The sequence below is a fragment of the Fusobacterium perfoetens genome, from assembly GCF_021531475.1.
Classification (GTDB): Bacteria; Fusobacteriota; Fusobacteriia; order Fusobacteriales; family Fusobacteriaceae; genus Fusobacterium_B.
Map to the genome: position 1 here is coordinate 1 of NZ_JADYTX010000039.1, position 19330 is coordinate 19330.

General features: G+C 27.0%; 23 protein-coding genes and 1 pseudogene. 11 read left to right on the forward strand and 13 right to left on the reverse strand.

All coding sequences use genetic code 11. The features are described 5' to 3' along the window. Nucleotides 1-98: 98 nt before the first annotated feature. Complete coding sequence (locus I6E15_RS08460; protein WP_235247381.1) at nt 99-653, reverse strand: DJ-1/PfpI family protein; 555 nt, start codon at nt 651-653, stop codon at nt 99-101. A 281-nt stretch (nt 654-934) separates the two neighbouring features. Next, nucleotides 935-1117: a hypothetical protein gene (locus I6E15_RS08465; RefSeq protein WP_177160572.1), complete on the reverse strand. Its 183-nt coding sequence runs from the start codon at nt 1115-1117 to the stop codon at nt 935-937. Between the two features lie 135 nt (nt 1118-1252). On the opposite strand from I6E15_RS08465, the gene I6E15_RS08470 reads away from it, so the two are divergent. Continuing rightward, entirely contained in the window at nt 1253-1648 is a 396-nt protein-coding gene (locus tag I6E15_RS08470; RefSeq protein WP_235247382.1) for a hypothetical protein, read from the forward strand. Between the two features lie 216 nt (nt 1649-1864). Here the strand turns inward: I6E15_RS08470 and dnaN are convergent, their stop codons facing one another. Both dnaN and I6E15_RS08480 read right to left on the reverse strand, forming a co-directional pair. Then, a complete protein-coding gene (gene dnaN / locus I6E15_RS08475; RefSeq protein ID WP_235247383.1) occupies nt 1865-2956 on the reverse strand; it encodes a DNA polymerase III subunit beta in 1092 nt (363 codons plus the stop codon). A gap of 26 nt (nt 2957-2982) precedes the next feature. Then, complete coding sequence (locus I6E15_RS08480; RefSeq protein WP_235247401.1) at nt 2983-3981, reverse strand: extracellular solute-binding protein; 999 nt, start codon at nt 3979-3981, stop codon at nt 2983-2985. Between the two features lie 361 nt (nt 3982-4342). Between I6E15_RS08480 and I6E15_RS08485 the strand changes: the two genes are divergently transcribed. Beyond that, nucleotides 4343-5317: a magnesium transporter CorA family protein gene (locus tag I6E15_RS08485; RefSeq protein ID WP_177160569.1), complete on the forward strand. Its 975-nt coding sequence runs from the start codon at nt 4343-4345 to the stop codon at nt 5315-5317. A gap of 17 nt (nt 5318-5334) precedes the next feature. On the opposite strand, the gene I6E15_RS08490 is transcribed toward I6E15_RS08485, so the two are convergent. From I6E15_RS08490 to I6E15_RS08505, 4 genes are all read right to left on the reverse strand, one after another. Continuing rightward, nucleotides 5335-5487: a hypothetical protein gene (locus tag I6E15_RS08490; RefSeq protein WP_235247384.1), complete on the reverse strand. Its 153-nt coding sequence runs from the start codon at nt 5485-5487 to the stop codon at nt 5335-5337. 10 nt (nt 5488-5497) lie between these two features. Continuing rightward, the gene (locus I6E15_RS08495; RefSeq protein WP_235247385.1) at nt 5498-6052 is read right to left on the reverse strand and encodes a hypothetical protein; all 555 of its coding nucleotides are present in this window, start codon (nt 6050-6052) and stop codon (nt 5498-5500) included. A 69-nt stretch (nt 6053-6121) separates the two neighbouring features. Further along, entirely contained in the window at nt 6122-6856 is a 735-nt protein-coding gene (locus tag I6E15_RS08500) for a DNA alkylation repair protein (protein WP_235247386.1), read from the reverse strand. 10 nt (nt 6857-6866) lie between these two features. Next, complete coding sequence (locus I6E15_RS08505) at nt 6867-7379, reverse strand: nitroreductase family protein (protein WP_235247387.1); 513 nt, start codon at nt 7377-7379, stop codon at nt 6867-6869. Nucleotides 7380-7573: 194 nt separating this feature from the next. Here I6E15_RS08505 and I6E15_RS08510 point away from each other — a divergent pair, with 194 nt between their 5' ends. The 7 genes from I6E15_RS08510 (at nt 7574) to I6E15_RS08540 (ending at nt 12517) form a co-directional block, all read left to right on the forward strand. Next, entirely contained in the window at nt 7574-7864 is a 291-nt protein-coding gene (locus I6E15_RS08510) for a hypothetical protein (RefSeq protein ID WP_177160565.1), read from the forward strand. Nucleotides 7865-7866: 2 nt separating this feature from the next. Then, the gene (locus I6E15_RS08515) at nt 7867-8547 is read left to right on the forward strand and encodes a pseudouridine synthase (protein ID WP_235247388.1); all 681 of its coding nucleotides are present in this window, start codon (nt 7867-7869) and stop codon (nt 8545-8547) included. 18 nt (nt 8548-8565) lie between these two features. Further along, nucleotides 8566-9543: a tyrosine-type recombinase/integrase gene (locus tag I6E15_RS08520; protein WP_419180949.1), complete on the forward strand. Its 978-nt coding sequence runs from the start codon at nt 8566-8568 to the stop codon at nt 9541-9543. 21 nt (nt 9544-9564) lie between these two features. Then, nucleotides 9565-10026: a YbaK/EbsC family protein gene (locus tag I6E15_RS08525; RefSeq protein ID WP_235247390.1), complete on the forward strand. Its 462-nt coding sequence runs from the start codon at nt 9565-9567 to the stop codon at nt 10024-10026. Between the two features lie 15 nt (nt 10027-10041). Then, nucleotides 10042-10803, forward strand: coding sequence for a TrmH family RNA methyltransferase (locus tag I6E15_RS08530; RefSeq protein WP_235247391.1), 762 nt, complete (start codon nt 10042-10044; stop codon nt 10801-10803). 77 nt (nt 10804-10880) lie between these two features. After that, a complete protein-coding gene (locus I6E15_RS08535; RefSeq protein WP_235247392.1) occupies nt 10881-11957 on the forward strand; it encodes a PD-(D/E)XK nuclease family protein in 1077 nt (358 codons plus the stop codon). Between the two features lie 95 nt (nt 11958-12052). After that, nucleotides 12053-12517 (forward strand): hypothetical protein, encoded by a 465-nt coding sequence (locus I6E15_RS08540; RefSeq protein WP_235247393.1) that lies wholly within the window; start codon nt 12053-12055, stop codon nt 12515-12517. A gap of 46 nt (nt 12518-12563) precedes the next feature. On the opposite strand, the gene I6E15_RS08545 is transcribed toward I6E15_RS08540, so the two are convergent. From I6E15_RS08545 to I6E15_RS08565, 5 genes are all read right to left on the reverse strand, one after another. Next, nucleotides 12564-13568 (reverse strand): 2-hydroxyacid dehydrogenase, encoded by a 1005-nt coding sequence (locus I6E15_RS08545; RefSeq protein ID WP_235247394.1) that lies wholly within the window; start codon nt 13566-13568, stop codon nt 12564-12566. Nucleotides 13569-14048: 480 nt separating this feature from the next. Then, entirely contained in the window at nt 14049-14456 is a 408-nt protein-coding gene (mscL, locus tag I6E15_RS08550) for a large-conductance mechanosensitive channel protein MscL (protein WP_235247395.1), read from the reverse strand. Nucleotides 14457-14477: 21 nt separating this feature from the next. Beyond that, nucleotides 14478-15551, reverse strand: a complete 1074-nt coding sequence (locus I6E15_RS08555; RefSeq protein WP_235247396.1) for a M42 family metallopeptidase — start codon at nt 15549-15551, stop codon at nt 14478-14480. A gap of 78 nt (nt 15552-15629) precedes the next feature. Beyond that, nucleotides 15630-16121 (reverse strand): PTS sugar transporter subunit IIA, encoded by a 492-nt coding sequence (locus I6E15_RS08560; protein WP_177160220.1) that lies wholly within the window; start codon nt 16119-16121, stop codon nt 15630-15632. Between the two features lie 77 nt (nt 16122-16198). Next, nucleotides 16199-16354, reverse strand: coding sequence for a hypothetical protein (locus I6E15_RS08565; RefSeq protein WP_235247397.1), 156 nt, complete (start codon nt 16352-16354; stop codon nt 16199-16201). A 246-nt stretch (nt 16355-16600) separates the two neighbouring features. Between I6E15_RS08565 and I6E15_RS08570 the strand changes: the two genes are divergently transcribed. Both I6E15_RS08570 and I6E15_RS08580 read left to right on the forward strand, forming a co-directional pair. Further along, nucleotides 16601-17947 carry a hemolysin family protein gene (locus tag I6E15_RS08570; protein ID WP_235247398.1) on the forward strand — a complete coding sequence of 449 codons (1347 nt, stop codon included), beginning with the start codon at nt 16601-16603 and terminating at the stop codon, nt 17945-17947. Between the two features lie 115 nt (nt 17948-18062). Next, a pseudogene (locus I6E15_RS08580) lies at nt 18063-19260 on the forward strand (class I SAM-dependent methyltransferase). Nucleotides 19261-19330 lie beyond the last annotated feature (70 nt).

Here is a 19330-nt window from a genome sequence, read left to right on the forward strand (position 1 = left end):
AGCGTTCAATGTCGCTTTATAAATCTAATTTTTCTCCATAATTTCCGTAATTTTTAATCTATATTCTTTTTAATAAAAAATGTAACAGTCTGTTTTTACTAATCTTTTATAGTCATAGCTTTTTTAACATCAGCTAGTTTTTCTGGTGCAAGATAATTAACTAATGCAAGACCAAAATCAATAGAATATCCAGCTCCACTACCAGTTATAAGATTTTTATCAATTACAACAGGTTTGTCATAGATATTACATTTTTTTCCTACTAATAAGTCATAACAACCAAAGTGAAGAGTTACATCTCTACCATCAAGTAAACCTTTTCTACCAAGAGAAGAAGGTGCTCCACATATAGCTCCTACCAATTTACCATTTTCTAAATAATATTTAGCTAAAGCCATAGCTTTTTCAGATTTTAATAAATTTTCATATCCAGGGTATCCACCAGGGAAAACTATTCCATCACCATCAGTATAGTCTTCACTAGATAAAAGTCTATCAGCTTTTACCAAAATATTGTGAGAAGAAGATACTTCTAAATCATCATTAAGAGATAGTGTAACAACCTCTATACCAGCTCTAGTCATAATATCAACAGGTGCTAAAGCCTCTATAACTTCAAATCCATTTGCTAACAAAACATAAACTTTTTTCATAAGTTATCCTCCATAAGAATATATTTTTAAAGCTCTATAATATAAGTATATAATTTTTTTTAGAAAAAATCAAAAAAATTTAAAATTTTACAAAAAATTATAAAAAAATGTAGGTTCTTAGATAGAAATATTTTAATAAAAACTATAAGTCCGATAAAAAACATATAATATATTATCCTTTTTAAAATAGAAAAATAAAATTTCGGTAAATAAAAAAGAGCTGTCAAAAGTAAATTTTTCAACAACTCTTAATTTATAAAATATAGTTATTAAGAAAAGATTTATACAAAAACATTAACTTCTTTACCATTAGTCAAAGTTAAAATATACCAAGTAAGATTTGGATACATTGGTGCATCTCCATTGTCTTGAACATCATCAACTAAATCACAATTTTTTAGTTCTTCAAGTTGCTCTTCTGTAATTGGCATAGCGTTAAATTCCATTAAATCTTCAAAAGTCATAATAAAGCCTCCTTTAAATGATAAGAATATTCTATCACTTTTTAAACTTAATTACAATATAAAAATAACTTTAAAAAATCCCTTGAAAATGGTATAATATGATATAGATATCTCGTTAGTAAGGAGGTAATAATAATGAAGAAAATAATATCTATTTTAATAATAGCAATGTCAACAATGGCTCACGCTAGTTGGTGGGGCAGACTAAGTACAGGAGAGAGAGCTGGTATAATCGGTGGTACTATGCTTTTGATGAACAGTGGTTACCAAGGCAGTGAACTTCAACATCAAAGAGATTTGGAGAGAATAGACACAGAAATCAGAAGAGATTACGAAAGAAAAGCTGTTATAGAAAATGCTCATAGAAAATATCGTAATAATGTTGGAGTACCAGTACGTTTACAATCACCAGATTATTATGGTGGAGAAATCTATCACAAAGCATCTGGACAAAGAGGAAAAGTAATTTATAACGATGGACAAAAACAAATTATCCGTTTAGATAATGGAATGAACGTTATCGTCGAATAAGTTAGCTTTTCTTGACTTTTTAGTAAAAATATATTATAATTTGGTTAGTAACATAGACTGAATTTAGATAAAAAGATAAGAAAGTGTGCCGACTTTCTTATTTTTTTTAATTATTTTATCAACTAATCTTCCACAAAAATTATCTTCAAGTGGAGATTTTTTTATACCTATAAAAAAAGAGGCTAGAATTTATCTAACCTCATATTTTATAGTGAGCTATGATCTTAATGCTAGTGGCATTAAAATATAAATATAATTTGGATTATCATATTCAGTTATTTTAAACATTGATGAAGCATTTAACCCTTCAATGATAGTATTTTTAGAGATATTATTTAAAAATTCCAATAAGAACTTAGTATTTAAAGAACCTTTAAAGTTTTCTCCAGTTTTTATCATATTAACTTTTTGACTGATTTTTCCTTTTCCAGAATGTGATTGTATAGTTAATATATTATTTTTAAAATCAAATATAGCTCCATATTTTGCCTCATAACTTGTTTTAGCAACAGTTATAACTTTTTTAAGAGAGCTTTTTAACTCCTCAGTGTTAAATTCCATATTTTTATCAAAGTTATTAAAAGATAAAATTTGTTGGAAGTTAGGGAAATTAAGTTCTATTGTTCTTGTAGAATAATATGTATTTTCCCAAACAAATATAAGATGTTTATCACTATATCCAACAATCATTTCTTGTTCGCTATCTTTTATAAGTTTTGTAAAAGAGTTTACACTATCAAGTGGAATAGAGAAAGCTTTCTCCTCTTTACATTGATTTTGTTCTTTTAAGTAAGCAAGTCTATAAGAATCGCTTGAAACAAATTCTATATTATCGCTATTAAATAAAACTCTTATACAGTTTAGAGCCAGATTGTCAGTAGTTGGATAAGCACAGAATTTACATCTTTCAAGACCTTGATTAAATTCTCCAGCTTTTACAGTTGCTATTTGTTTAAACTCCTCTTTTTCAACAATTGGATAATCTCTACCATCTAGTGTAACAAATTCTCCTTGATGAATAAATAGTGAGTTATCTTTTGAAGATATTTCTATCTCCTCTTCATCTAAAAGTTTTATATATTCAAGAATAAGTTGAGATTTTACAACTACAACTCCCTCTTCTTCTACTTTACCATTTACAACTTTTATTAGATTTGATTCTAAACAAGTTCCGATGAAAGTTATATTTTCTTTTGTAGCTTGTATCTTAAGTCCTGCAATTATAGGTTTAATAGGATTTTCTTTTAATATAAGAGAAAAAGCTGATAATACATTTATAAACTCTTCTCTATTTATAGTAAATTTCATTTTATCACCCTGTTATATATTTTTTATTAGAAACCACCTTTAATTTTTTCCCAATATTTATTTTGCATTGGAAGTGTAGCAGTAGTATCTCTAAGTAATTGACATTTTTCTAAATCTTCTATATTAAATAGAGGTTTTTCTTTTGTAAGTTCTCTTGCTGGCACGTTGATTGATGGTAATACTAAGTAGTCAGCAATCATAGCATAAACTTCTGGTTTATGGATATATTCCATAAATTTGTGAGCTGCCTCTTTATTAGGTGCAGTTTTTAAAACTACAAAAGCATCAAGAGAGAAAAGTCCACCTTTTTCAGGAACTATAAAATCAGTAGTAGCTTTTTGTTCTTCAGTAAGTTCCATATAGATATTTTCTCCATAACCTTGTACAACCCAGAAATCTTCACTAGCAAAGTTTTTACCAAAAGATTCAGAATCAAATTTTGCTATATTTTTCTTCCAAGAATTTATTTTTGCCTCAGCCTCTTTAAATGCTTTTTCATCAGCCACAGTTTGAGGATATCCACACATTGAAAGAGCAGAACCCATAACCTCTCTCATATCATCTAAAAGAGTCATTTTTCCTTTTAAGTCTTCTCTATCATAGATAGTGTAATCTCTTGGATAATCTTTTACATATTTTGTATTAACAGCGATTAATGTAGCACTAACAGCATAAGGAACTGTGTAGTCGTTGTTTTGGTCAAACACTGTTAATTTTTGTAAGATTGATTTATCTAAGTTATCAAAAGTAGATATTTTTGTTTTATCTATTTTATCTAACATTCCTTCGTTTATCATAATTTCTACATAGTCAGGTGATGGCATAACCAAATCATACCCAGTGGCTCCAGCTTTTAATTTAGTAAACATCTCTTCGTTTGTAGAATAAATATCTTCCATAACTTTAATACCAGTTTCTTTTTCAAATCCTTCAAATACTTCAGTAGGAATATATTCAGCCCAGCTATAAACATGAAGAACATTTTTGTTTTGTTCCTCTGAACCTCCACAAGATACTCCAACCATAGCTATTGTCCCAGCTAAAAGGATTTTAGAGAATGATTTTAAAATCTTTTTTTTCAATTAAGCAATACCTCCTAATAATTATTTGTTATATACTAAAAATATTATACACTAAATTTCTTCTTTACACAAGGAAAATAATTTATGAAGAATAACATCATATAAAAAAATATTTATCAAGAAAAAAACTTTACAATCTCTAAAAATTTTAGTAAAATATAATGCAGAGATTTTTTTTATTAAGAGGTGGTTAATTTTTATGGACACGAGTTCCTTGTGTAGCAATATGACTTAGAAAATCTCTTTATCATCTTTTATGATAGATAAGGAGAGATATTATTTATTGTGAAAGGTGGCTTTTTTTATGATACAAATTACAAAAACAAATGAAAAAGGTAAGTTGGATTATATTTATTTTAAGAATGATGAAGATGATGTAGTAAATTATGAAATTCTTAAAGAAAAAAATACTTGGATAAATCTAACTGCCCCAACAGAAGAAGAAATAGAGGCTTTGGAAATAGTTCTTGATATTCCACAAGAACATTTGAGAGCAGCCTTAGACGAAGAGGAAAAATCTCGTTTAGAGATAGATGGAGATATCATCTTGATTATTATAGATATTCCTATTCATAATGATGGAGATGATAAATGTTCATTTACTACTATTCCTCTTGGTATAATATTACTTCAAGATAATATTATCACAGTTACAATTGACAAATTCCCATTGATTGACGAATTTATCAAAGGAAAAGTAAAAGAATTTTTTACATTCAAAAAAACTAGATTTATATTACAACTTCTATTCAGAAACACATCATACTATCTATATTACCTAAGACAAATCGGTCGTGTTAGTGATGTAGTAGAAAGTCGTTTAAAGAAAAATCTTGAAAATGACGAGCTTATGTTACTTCTTGAACTTGAAAAATCTCTAGTTTACTTTACTACCTCTTTAAAATCAAATGAGGCAGTTCTTGATAGACTTATGAGAATGCAACTTGTAAAAAAATATCCAGACGATATGGAACTTTTGGACGATATAATCATTGATACAAAACAGGCTATTGAGATGGCAAGTATTTATTCAAGTGTCCTTGTTAGTACTCGTGATGCTTTCTCAACAATTATGTCAAACAACCTAAACAACGTAATGAAAAGATTAACTTCTATCACAGTTGTTCTAGCTGTTCCAACTATTATTTCTGGAATATGGGGAATGAACGTTTTTGTTCCATTTAGTGAAAGTCCATTTGGATTTTTAAGTGTTATAATTATCTCTGTGATACTAAGTATACTTATTGCACTATGGCTATCTAAAAATAAAATGTTATAATATAAAAAAAGCTGGGTTTATGCAACCCAGTTTTCTTTTTGATTATCATTTTTTTCTTTATTTGTCAAGCTGTCATATTTTCTTAAAATATACCCTCCAAAGAAAAGAGGAAATAGGAAAATATATATGCAAAGGCAAACAATAAAATTAATAATTCTCTGTTTTTTCATTTTTACCTTCTTATATAAATTGTTTGTTAAGTTTTCTTATAGCTCTTAAAACTTCTTTGTTGTTATTTGCTTTGTTGTAAAGAGATAAGAACCAGTTAAGTTGTTCTTCATCTATTTTTAAATTTTCCATTATATATTTTTCCAACTGTTTAACCTCTTCTGGAAAAAGATTTATTCTTGTAGTGTTGTTAATCTCAAGAACTGTTTTTCCACCACCGAAATAAAGTAAAATTCTTTTCCAGTTTTCTATTAAATCAACTTTTCTTAAAAGCATAATAATTGTATAATTAAGTTCTGGGATATTTATATATCCTTTTCTTCTTAAAAAGTTTCTAATCTCAGAGCTATCTTTTTTAGTTTCACTTAAAACCTCTCCAGCTTTTTTCATATTCATTATCTTTGGAAGTTTTGAAGTTTTATTTTTAGTTTTTAAATATTTTGATAAAGGAACAACCTTTGAAACATTAAAGAACTCCACTGCAAATTCATTAAAAGTATAAATCTCAGGTACTTCTCCCTTTTCTATATAGTCAATATATTTGTCTAACTTATTAAAATCAACCATTTAGAATCTCCTTGTCTTGTAATATATGTTGTAGATTATATCACGATTTATAAAGAAAAGCAAAAAAATCTAGCTCTTAATCTTCATTTTTTTCATAAGAAGCTTATCTTCAGATGAAACTCTTAGGGATTCGATTATTTTTTGAAGAGCTTTGTTGTATGTCCAAGGATCTAGATTTTCTCTATTATCATTTAGAAATTCTAAAGTTTTATCTCTTTCTTTTACAAATAAAATAGATATAAGCCAAGCTAGTGCCATTTTTACATAATATTCATCTGACCTTACTTCAAGACAAATTTTAAAAATATCGTCTAAGTATCTCCCTTCTATATAATAATCTAAAAGAGTTACAAGCCCAACTCTTACAACCCAAGGATTTGCTGATTTATGGAAATTTTTTAGAAGAAAAAAATGCTTATCTTTATTTTTATTTATAATTTTAAGATTTCCTACCACTACATCACAAACAGCCCAAGAATCTACATACTTATAATAAAAATCTAAAAGATATGGCTCAATCACAGAATAATCTTCCTTAACATAAGAAAGAACAAGCCCTTTTAAAACTTTTTCTTCATAGATATCATTTATAGGAAGTTCTACAAATTTTCTCCAATCTCCTTTGGCAATTTCTTTAGCTATCTTTTTTATAATTGGTGTCCTTATACCAATAACTTTATTTGATGGGAGATTTAAAATTTTGGCATGTCTTTCTAAATCCCAAATCTTATCTTGTTCACCCCATAGATAAACTAAAAACTCCTTATAAGTTTCACTATTCCACTCAATATTTTTTAAATCCATTTTTTATTCCTTAAAATTTTCCGTAGTGTACTTTTGATAAATCTATATCTTTTTCAGTGTAACTTGGCTTTTCCTCGTCAGCATATCCTAAAGCTATAAAGCAAAGAACTCTGTAATTTTCAGGAAGTCCCACTATTTTTGAAAATAGTTCATCTGATGGCTCATTATTAGGACTAAATCTATCTCTAAGTTGTAGCCAACAACTTCCAAGTCCCATTTCATGTGCTTTTAATTGAATTGTATAACCTGCTATTGAAGAATCTTCTATCCAAGTTCCTGCCTTTGTAGTATCACATACAACAGCTATTCCAGCTTGAGCAGTTTCTAAAAATCCCGCTCCTGCTTTTTTAATTCCTATTAATTTTTTTACATCTTTTTCATTATTAAAAACTATAAATTCACAAGCTCTTGCATTGTGTCCTGTAGGTGCTACTATTGCCACCTTTAAAAGTTCATCTAGTTTTTCCTTTTCAACTGGTATATCTTTATATTTTCTTATACTTCTTCTTGACATAAAATTCATAATATCATCTCCCATTTTTATTTTTTACTAATATTAATTTTATTTTCAAACCGTGACAAATTGTCACACTTTCATTTACTACTCAAATTATATCATAAAATAAAATTCTCAACCAATTTTATTTTTTAAATTATATTCTTAAAAAGTCAAATATATGATACAATATTATGTAGAAAAAATTTAAGGAGAGGTTAATGAAAGAGGAAACTAATTTAACAAAAGAATTTGAAAGTTACAAAAATTATATACTCTCTCTACCTAAAGAAGATATTTTTAAAAGAGCTTTTGAAATCAATTTCTACACAGAAGTATATAACTATCTTAAATATCTCCCACCAGAAGATGTTGAGAAATATAGAATAAAAGAGCTATATATGTGGGAGCTTTTTAATTTTTTTATAGATTGTGAAGAATATAACTACAGTATAAATGATTCAAATGGAATTTTAAAACTTGTAGATGATTTTAATAAGTTGAAAGGATAAAAATGAGATTAGATAAATTTTTAACAGAATGTGGGTTAGGGAGTAGAAGAGAGGTTAAAAATTTGATTGACAGCAAAAAAATATCTGTTAATGGAAATTTTAAAATTTCTTCAAAGGATAATATAGATGAGAATAAAGACATCATAAAATATGAAGAAAATATCTTATCATATAAAGAGTTTAGATACTATATTCTTAATAAAAAATCTGGCTATGTAACAGCAGTGGAAGACCCAAGAGATAAAACAGTAATGGATCTTCTGCCAGACTGGGTAATAAAAAAAGATTTAGCACCTGTTGGTCGTTTGGATAAAGATACAGAGGGACTTTTGTTACTTACAAATGATGGGCAACTTAATCACAAACTTTTATCTCCAAAAAGCCATGTTGATAAAACATATATCGCCCATACAGAAAAAGATTTTGACGAAAATGATTTGGAAAAATTAAGAAATGGTGTTGATATAGGTGGATATATAACAATGCCAGCTGAGGCAAAAAAAATCGGTGAAAAAATACTTTCTCTAACTATCAGAGAGGGAAAATTCCACCAAGTAAAAAAAATGGTTGAGGCAATAGATAATAAAGTAATCTACCTTAAAAGAATATCTTTTGGGAAATTAGTTCTAGGAGATATGGAGCTTGGAGAGGTAAAAGAGATAAACTTAGAAGATATAATATAAATTTAAAGAGGAGGGATAATCTTGGATTTTGATTTAATAAATAGAAATTCTAATGAAGTTACTACCAGACGTCGTAAAAAAAGAGATAAAGAGAATAAAAAATCTATATTTGAAATCTATAGAAGTGAAAAAACGATGAAAGATTATCTTTTCTATCTAAATAATTTTTTACTTTTTGTTTATGACAATGGAGAGCCAATCCAAAAAGATGAGGTTATAGAACTTATGTCAGATATAACAGAGGAGGATATTGAGGACTATCTTTCTCATCTTTTATATGAAAGAAATCTAAAAAAAACTTCTGTTAATAAGATTATGTCGGCTCTTAAATCTCTGTACAAGGAACTTGAAAAATATAATATTCAAAATCCACTAAAGCATATTAAACTTTTTAAAACTGGAAGAAATCTTGATAATATTTTAAAAGTTTCCTATGAAGATATAAAAAATATTCTGAAAAATTATAAGGTTACTGGGGAAAAAGAGTATAGAAACACAATTATTATGTACACACTTTTTTATACAGGAATGAGAAGTCAGGAACTTTTGGATTTGGAATATAGAAATATTTTAAAAAGAGATGAGGACTATTTTATAAAAATAGAAAAATCTAAAAGTGGTAAGGAACTTTATAAACCTATTCACCCTACTCTTGTGGAAAAATTAAAAGAGTTTAAAGATTATATAATGAAGATGTATGGATTTTCATCTGAGGATATGGAAGAGAGATTTGTTTTTTCTAGCCACTATGAAAAAAATACTAAACTTTCTTATAAGGCTTTATACAATATAATTCAAGATATGGGAAAAGTTGTGGGGCTTGATATCAGTCCACATAATATAAGACACGCAATAGCCACAGAACTTTCATCAAATGGAGCTGACCTTTTGGAAATTAGAGATTTTCTTGGACATTCAGATACAAGGGTTACTGAGATTTATATCAATGCAAAATCTTTACTTGATAAAAAAGTTATATCAAAAATACCAGAATAAAATATAAATGGGAGAGTTATTATGAGTTTACAAAGTGTTAAAGACTATTTTAAAGAAAATAATTTACCCTTAGAGGTAAGTGAAACAGAAAAAGAAACAGGTACAGTGGCTGAGGCAGCTGTGGCTTTTGGAATAGAAGAGGACGAGATTGCAAAAACTATGAGTTTTGTCTTAAAAAGTGGAGAGTGTATCTTAATTCTTATGAAAGGAACAGCTAGAGTTGATAATAAAAAATTTAAAGAAAACTTCAAAGAAAAAGCTGTAATGGTGCCTTTTGATAGAGTAGAGGAACTTACTGGTCATATTCCAGGTGGAGTTTGTCCTTTTGGATTAAAAAAAGATTTAAGAATATTTTTAGATAAAACTTTAAAAGAATTTGATATTGTTTATCCAGCTGGAGGTACACCACATTCGGCGGTAAAAATCACTGTTAATATGCTAGCTGATGTAACCAAAGGTCAATGGATAGATGTTACAAAATAATATTAAGGAGAATTTATGCTACAAATAAATAGTAAAGATAATAATCTTTTTAAAAGAATAAAAAAATTAAAACAGAAAAAATATAGAGAGCAGGAGAGACTTTTTTTAGCAGAGGGGATAAAATTTTTAGATTTTTTAAAAACTCCAGAATTTATTTTTATAGATGGGGATTTTGATTATTCTTCTATTCAAGAAAGACTTGATAGATTTTCTTCAGAAAAATATATTCTATCTTCCCAACTTTTTAAACAACTAACTTCTCAAGAACATTCACAAGGAGTTATATTAGTTTATAGTTACGAAGAATATTCTCTTGATGACTTAGAAGATAATATAGTTGTTCTCGACAAAGTTTCAGACCCAGGAAATCTTGGAACAATTATAAGAACAGTTGATGCAAGTGGATTTAAAGATATAATTTTAACTACTGGTAGCGTTGATTGTTTTAATGAAAAAACTATAAGAAGTACAATGGGATCTATCTTTAATGTAAGAATATCTTATCTTGATGAAGATAAAATGATAGAACTTTTAAGAGAAAAAAATTATAAACTTATAGCCACTGCTTTAGATAAAACTTCTGTTCCTTACACAGAGATGACGTTGGCTAATAAAAATGCCATTATATTTGGTAATGAGGGAAATGGAATAGGAGAGAAACTTTTAAAAGAGGCTGATGAAAAAGTTATAATTCCAATCTATGGAACTGCTGAGTCTTTAAATGTGGCTATGGCTTGTGGAATTATAATCTATAAAGTAAGGGAACTTTTAAAATAACTAACTGAAAATACAAAGTCTTAACGTTATAGTTGTGGGAAAAATAGCTAAGGGCTAAAATTTTAAGGAGGATTATTATGAAAAGACCAAATTTATTTTATCACGCAACAAAGGAGTTATCTCAAGACGCATTTTTGTGTTATGTTTTTTCTTATTTTAATGAGGAGTATAAAAATTCTTATCCAAAAGAGTATGAATTTTCAAAGCTTTTCATTAAAGAGATTTTTAAAAGATTGAATATTAATATTGAACCTAAAAAGCTAGAAATAAAAAGACAACATCTAAATATAGATATACTTTTAATAGTTAATGATTTAATCTATATTGTAATTGAGGATAAAATTCACGCTACTGAAGGAGACAAACAAATAGAAAAATATAAGGAAAAAGTATCTATTGAATATAAAGTGAATGAAGAAAATATTTATTCATTATATTATAAAACTGGTGATGAAAGTTATCGTTCTTTGGAAAATAAAAAAAGCTATAATAATTTTATCTATATGATGAGAGAGGATATAATCTCTATCTTTGAAAATTATACTGGGGATAATATAATAATCTTAGACTATATTGAAAATTTAAAATCTATGGAAGAAGAGAGAAATAATTTTAGAAATATAGACTTAAGAAAAGAAAAACTATCTTGGAATGAAATAGTAGGATTGTATAATCAAATTGATAAAGAGTTTTATTCTTTAAAAGAAAATGGAAATTTTCCTAAAGACTCTAATGGAGAGGAAAATTTTTTCAATTGGGGAGATGTTCATAATCAAGGTGGCAATTTTTTAGCTTACTACCTTTATGAAGGTTTAAGATACGAAAAATATCATTTTTATCCTCAAATAGAGGCTAATGAAAATTATTTTAGATTAGTAATTAAATCAAATCCTTGGAGAAAAGAACTAGAAGAACAATTTGATTTAGATAAATTATATAAATCTTTAGAAATTCTTAAAAAACATTTCGGAAATTCCATTGAAAAACCTAAAAGATTTAAAGCGAAATCTGAAACAATGACAGTTGGAGTTTTTAATGATTGGTTAGTTTTAGATGAGAATGGACATATTAATACAAAAGAAACTGCATTAAATATCAATGAAAAATTTAAAATTCTTATTAGTTTAAAAGAGGAACTCAAAGATTTAATATAAAGTTCTACAAAATTATATTTTTTTATTTGACTATTTGCTCTATTAAAGATATAATATATCTTGTATTAAACATGAAAAATATTTAGGGTGATGTTATGATAAATTTTCCTTTAGAACTTTATGCAAGTTATATTGATAAATACTCAGAAATCAAAGAAGAACGTAAGAAATCTATTCTTAAATTAGGTGGAGAACATAAATTTCTTGATAAAAAAATTTCTCGTTTTCCAGCTCCATTTCTTCTTCAAGATGACGAGAAAGAGCAATTAAAAAATATTATCAGTAGAAAGAAAATTATTGAAAAGGAACTTACTGAGTTATACAGAGAATTTATCACTTACAAACTATATGACATAGTTATCAACAACGAACAAAACAAATATTATGGAAATATAAAAGATAAATTTACAGAAAGTATCGTAGAATATTTAAAAAAAGAATTAGATTTGGAAAAATTTGAATATTTTGAGCTTTCTATCATTAGACAGATAATAGACGTTTCTCAACATATAGTTTCATCTACTATGTATAGTCCATATTATATAGAAAAAGAAAATTAATTTAAAAAGGAAGAGAGAAATAAAAACTCCCTTCCTTTTCTTATTTTTAATTTTGTGGTACTTCGTTAATAAGTTCTTTCCCCTCTGCAAAATCTTTTATATTATCAAGAGTAGTTTTTGTTATAGCCTCAACAGCCTCCTCAGTAAAATATGCTTGATGTGAAGTGATAAGAACATTGTGGAATGATAAAAGTCTTCCAAGAATATCATCTTCTATAACTTTGTTAGACATATCCTCAAAGAAATATTCCTCTTCTTCTTCGTAAACGTCTAAAGCAGCAGAACCGATTTTTTTATCTTTTAAAGCCTCAATCAAATCAATAGAATCGATAAGCATTCCTCTACCAGTATTAACAATCATTACTCCATCTTTCATCTTGTTCATAGATTCACGATTGATAATATATTTTGTTTCTTTTGTAAGTGGACAGTTTAAAGAGATTATATCTGATTCTTTATAAAGTGTATCTAAATCTACAAATTCAAATCCAAGTTCTTTGGCAACTTTTTCATTTGGGTATGGGTCATAGGCAATAACTTTAGTTCCAAAACCTTTTAATATTTTTATAAGAATTTGTGCAATTTTTCCAGCTCCGATTATACCAACAGTTTTTTTATAAAGGTCAAATCCCATAAATCCATTGATAGAGAAATTTCCCTCTCTAGTACGAACATAGGCTTTGTGAATTTTTCTATTAAGAGCTAGTATCATTCCAACAGTATACTCTGCTATGGCATAAGGGGAATAAGCTGGAACTCTTACAACTTTAAACCTATCATTTATATCTTTCAAAGAAACATTATTAAATCCTGCACATCTCATAGCAAGAAGTTTTACTCCATTTTCAGCCATCATATCAATAACATTTTTATTTATAGTGTCATTTGTAAAAGCACAAACTACTTCATACCCTTTTGACAGATCAACTGTTTCTTCATTTAATTTTTCTTTTAAAAATTTCATCTCTATATTATAATCTTTTCCATATTTTCTAAAAAATTCTTTGTCATACTCCTTAACATCATAAAATATCGCTTTTATATTTCTCATTATTTCCTCCTATTAAATATTTTGTTTTTCAATTAATTTTAACACAAAAATATGATAATTACTAGAAAAACTTATTTTTTTAGTCAAGAATTATATATAAGAACTATTTTAAATATTTTAAGACTATTTTAATACAAAAAATTTTTCTCACTCTGCCATTAAAATAAAAAAACAAAAGGGGCTGTTGCATTTTTTATTAAAAAGAATATAGATTAAATCCTATAAAATAAAACTTAAAAAATTATAAAATTATATATTAAAAATTACGTAATTTATGGAAAAAATCTAGAGATAGCAAGTGATGTTGAACGCTAAAAAACGACACTGTTTGAACGAAGTGAGTTTGTCGTTTTTAGTGAAACGAACTTAGCTAAATCAGATTTTTGGAATATGAAGTAATTTTTAAATACATAAGTTTTATTTTAATCTGTAATAATTTTTAATCTTATATTTCAAAATAAGCAATAGTCCCATTTTATATTATTTATTTTTATTTTCTTTTAATATATCTCTAATTTCTTTTAAAAGTATCTCTTCTGGTGTAGGTTTTGGAGCTGGTTTAACAGCCTCTTCTTTTTTCATAAGTTTATTTATTACTTTTACCATAAAAAATACACATACACAGATTATTAAGAAATTTATAATATTTTGTAGAAATTGTCCATATTTAACAATAACTGGTTCAGCTCCAGCAACACTTGATGGTATAGTAAATTTCAGTGAAGAAACATCTATCTTTCCAGTTATAATTCCAATCACAGGCATAATAATATCATTTACCATACTAGTAACGATTTTACCAAAAGCTCCCCCAATTATAACCCCAACTGCCATATCAAGGGCATTTCCACGAACAGCAAACTTTTTAAACTCTTGAATAAAACTCATATAAAATCATCTCCTCTGTAATTAAAAGTTTTTTATAATTTCTTCATTTAATTCTTTTAAAAGAGCTTTTACAAGTTCTAATGTAGATTCATAATCTTCTAAAGATACAAAACCGTGATGAGAATGAGCATATCTTGTAGGAACTCCCAATACAACAGTAGGGATTCCTAAATTTTCAAGATGGATTTTACCTGCATTAGTTCCTCCACTTTCTCTTACAGTTTCTTGATATTTAATATTATATTTTTTTGCTGTATCTTTTATAAATTTTACAAATCTTGGATTAGCTATCATAGTTGGATCAATGTGACGAATTTGAACTCCATTTCTTAAACCACCTTGACTTGTATATTTATTTCTAAAAGTATCATCAGCAGGTGGAGCTTCAAGAACTATTGCTAAATCTGGACAAACTCTTTGAGAACTTACAATAGCTCCTCTAAGTCCTACTTCCTCTTGTGAAGATAAAACTCCAGCAATATGAACATTTAAACTTTCCATATGATTTTTTAAATCTTTCATTACTTCAGTTATAATTGCACAACCTACTCTATCGTCAAAAGCTTTTCCTAAAAATAATTTAGAGTCTTCTAAATATTCACACTCTACATCTGGAACAATAGGAGAACCTATCTCAATTCCTTTTTCTATTGCCTCATCATATGAGAAAACTCCCACATCGACAAACATATCTTTTAATTCCATCTTACCATCACCTTTTAAAAAGTGAACTGGAGTAGATGAGATTATTCCTTTTAGATATTTTCTATTACTAGTTAAAACTTTTACTTTGTGAGCTTGTACTTGTTGAGAACTCCAACCACCGATTGGAACAAATTTTAAAAGTCCATTCGCTTCAATACTTTGAACCATAAATCCAACTTCATCAGAGTGAGCCTCTAACATAACTAAAGGTTTTTTTCTATTTTCTTTAGGAATATTATTTATATATAGGTTATTCATTGAATCTCTCTCTACATTATAAATATCATTTACTTGATTTTTTACAATCTCCAAAACATTATCTTCAAATCCAGAGATTCCCTCTGCATTACTTAATTTTTTTATAAGTTCTATTCTTTCAAATTTTTCCATTTTACCACCTTTAATAAAAAAAGTTGTTACAATCAATAAATAAAATTGTAACAACCTTTATAAAATTTTTTAATAAACTTATTTAAGAGTAACTCTCATTAATAAATCTCCGGGTTTTACTTGCCCTTTTGCTACAACTTCTATTGATTCTACTGCGTCCATATTAGTTATAATTATAGGAGTTTTTACTGATGGAGCTTTACTTTTTACTAATTCTAAATCATATTCTACTAATTTATCTCCTTTTTTAACTCCTCCACCTTCTGCTACTCTTGTTAATCCTTCTTTGTTAAGTTTAACAGTGTCAACACCAAAGTGAATTATCATCTCTAGTCCACTTGGAGATTCTATACTTACAGCGTGGTTAGTTTCAAATATATCTATATCTCCGTCAACTGGTGCATATATTGCTCCTGGAGCTGGATCGATAGCACAACCGTCTCCTATCATTTTTTGTGAAAATGCATCATCTGGTACTTCTTCTAATCCTATAACTGTTCCTGCTAGTGGAGAGAATATCTCTACAACTTTTTTTTCTTTTTTAGGTTTTAAAAAATCAAATAATCCCATTTTTTACTTCTCCTTTTAAAATTTAAAATTGAATATAAGTAATTATCTCATATTTAAAAAAATAATTCAAGATTTATTTAGAAACCACGTCTCATCATTTTTCTCATGCACTCTCTGTATTTTTTAAAATCATCATCAGAACTTTTATTTTTTGCTTTTCTTTCTCTAACCTCGTCGTCATATTTAGTTATCACTTTTTTTAATATTTCTTTTCTTTTGTTAGTAATCATCATAGTCTTCACACTCCTTAATTGGCTGTTTTATCAACTTTTGTTGACAATCAAGAAATTTAAAAATTTTTCTTAATACTATTATACAACATAAAATCAAAAAATCAATCCTTTTTTATATATAAAACAAATAAAAAACTTGCTTTTTATAATATTTTTTAATTATAACACAAAAATATTTATTTTTTACAAGAAATATGATAATATATCCTCAACAAAATATAAATTTAAAATTTTAGGAGGTCTTATATGGAAATTCCCTCGGTCAATGGACAGATTATATCTAATCTATTCTTTTTAGCTTTTTTAACTTTGGTAAATGCCTTTTTCTCTTGTACAGAGATGGCAGTGGTATCTGTAAATAAAAATCGTATGGGTATGCTAGCAGAGAAAGGAAATAAAAAAGCAAAGTTAATATTAAAACTTTTGGAAGAGCCAACAAACTTTTTATCAACTATTCAAGTGGCTATTACACTATCTGGATTTTTTGCCAGTGCATCAGCTGCTACTAACTTTTCTTTTGTAGTTGAAAACTGGTTAAACCCATTTAATATTCCTTACACAAAAGAGATTTCGTTGGTACTTGTAACAGTTGTCTTATCATTTTTTACTTTAGTTTTTGGAGAATTAGTTCCTAAAAGGGTGGCTTTACAGAGAGCTGAATCAATAGCACTTTTTTCTGTAAAAATAGTTTATCTTATATCTAAGATAGTTCTACCTTTTATAAAACTTTTATCATTTTCTACAAACTTAGTTTTAAAAATCTTAGGAGTTAATCTTGAAAATATTGAAGAAAAAGTTTCTGAAGAGGAGATTAAATCTTTGATAGAAGTTGGACAAAGGCACGGAGTTTTTAATGAAACTGAAAAAGAGATGATTACATCAGTTTTATCTTTTGATAATAAAATTGCTAGAGAGATTATGATTCCTAGAAAAAATGTTTACTCTATAAATATTGATACACCTTTGACGAATTATTTAGATGAGCTTTTAGAGGAAAAACATTCAAGAATACCTGTTTATCAAGGAGATAAAGACAATATAGTTGGAATATTATATCTAAAAGATTTTATAGTTGAGGCTCGTAAAAATGGTTTTGAAAATGTAAATATAAGTTCTATAATGAAAAAGCCATATTTTGTTTTGGAAAATAAAAATATAGATGTTCTATTCAAAGAGTTTCAAAAAAGAAAAATCTTCATGGCTATATTGGTTGATGAATATGGTAGCTTTGTAGGAATAGTAACTATGGAGGATATAATCGAAGAGGTAATGGGAAATATTCAAGATGTCTATGATGAAGAAGACCCACTTTTAGAGAAATTATCTGAGTATACTTATTTGGTAGATGGATTTTATTCATTAAATGATCTTAATTCTAAACTTGGACTTAAGATTGACAATGATGAGTTTGATACAATTTCAGGATTTGTTATTGATTTAATTGGAAGAATACCTGAAGAAAATGAAAAGCTACAAGTAAATTATAAAAATCTTTCTTTCCAAATCTTATCTGTAAAAGAAAAATGTATAGATAAAATAAAAATGACTATCTCTCCTGATATGGTAGAGGAAACTTCTGAAGAAGAACTATAATATTTAAGTCTTGCTTAGGCAGGACTTTTTTTAATAATTAAAGCTAGACATATAATTATTGTCGTGATAAAATATTCTGTGATTAAAAACAAATTCAAGGAGTAATTTTATGAAAATAGATAAAGAAAAAGTTTTTGAACTTTTAAAAGAAAACTTTGAAAATAAAAATATAACTAAATGTATTTTCTCCAATATGAAAGGAGATTATGAATATACAAAAATAATTATAAAAACCATTAATTATAAAAAATAATTTTGTTTATCAGTTTGAACAATTTAAAAATAATAAAGCATATCATTCAAACTTAACTATTGAAGAATCTATCCAAAAATTATCTACTATAATAGAAAATTTTTATCAATATGTAGTTTTTACAACTGAAGCTGATATTCAAATTATAAGAGGTAAAAAAGATTTTAATATGAAGTCTACTTGTAATCAAAAGGAAATTTGCTCACTAGAACATAACAAAGTAAAAAAATATATCTTAGAAGAGGGGACACCTATCCCATTTTTAATAAGACTTGGAATAATGGGAGAGGACGGAAAAGTTTTCAAAAAATCTTATGATAAATTTAGACAAATTAATAAATATCTTGAATTTATTGATGAAACTATAAAAGAGTTAAAAAATAAAAAATATATCGATACTCATATAAAGGCTGTTGATTTTGGTTGCGGAAAATCTTATCTTACTTTTGCTCTACATTACTACTTAAAAAATATCCAAAATATGACTTTTGAAGTTATAGGTTTAGACTTAAAAAAAGATGTAATAGAACATTGTAATCAAATTGCTAAAGATTTGAATATGGAAAATATAGAATTTCTTACAGGAGATATAAAAGATTTTAATAAACTAAAAAATGTAGATCTTATATTCTCTCTTCATGCTTGTAACAATGCAACAGATTATTCTTTATTAAAAGGTTTGGAGCTAGATGCAAAAGCTATCCTTGCTGTTCCTTGTTGTCAACACGAATTTAATCAAAAAATGAGCCAAAACAAAAAAAGTGAGTTTTTTGCTTTTGAAAATCCAATTGGAAAACACGGAATACTTTTAGAAAAATTTGCGTCACTTGCTACAGATGCCCTAAGAGCTCAAGCTCTTGAACTTTGTGGTTATAAAACTCAAGTAATGGAATTTATAGATATGGAACATACTCCAAAAAATATTTTAATCAGAGGGATAAAAGAAAATCCTAACAAAAATATACTTGAGAAAAAATTACAAGAATATGAAATTTATAAAAAGTTTTTAGGAATAGAGCCACTTTTGGATACTCTTCTAAAACCTTACTTTAAAATTTAAGACTAACTATTAAATGTCAAGTCAAAAATAAAAAAATTAAATAAATTTGTTAATTTAAAAAAATGCATCA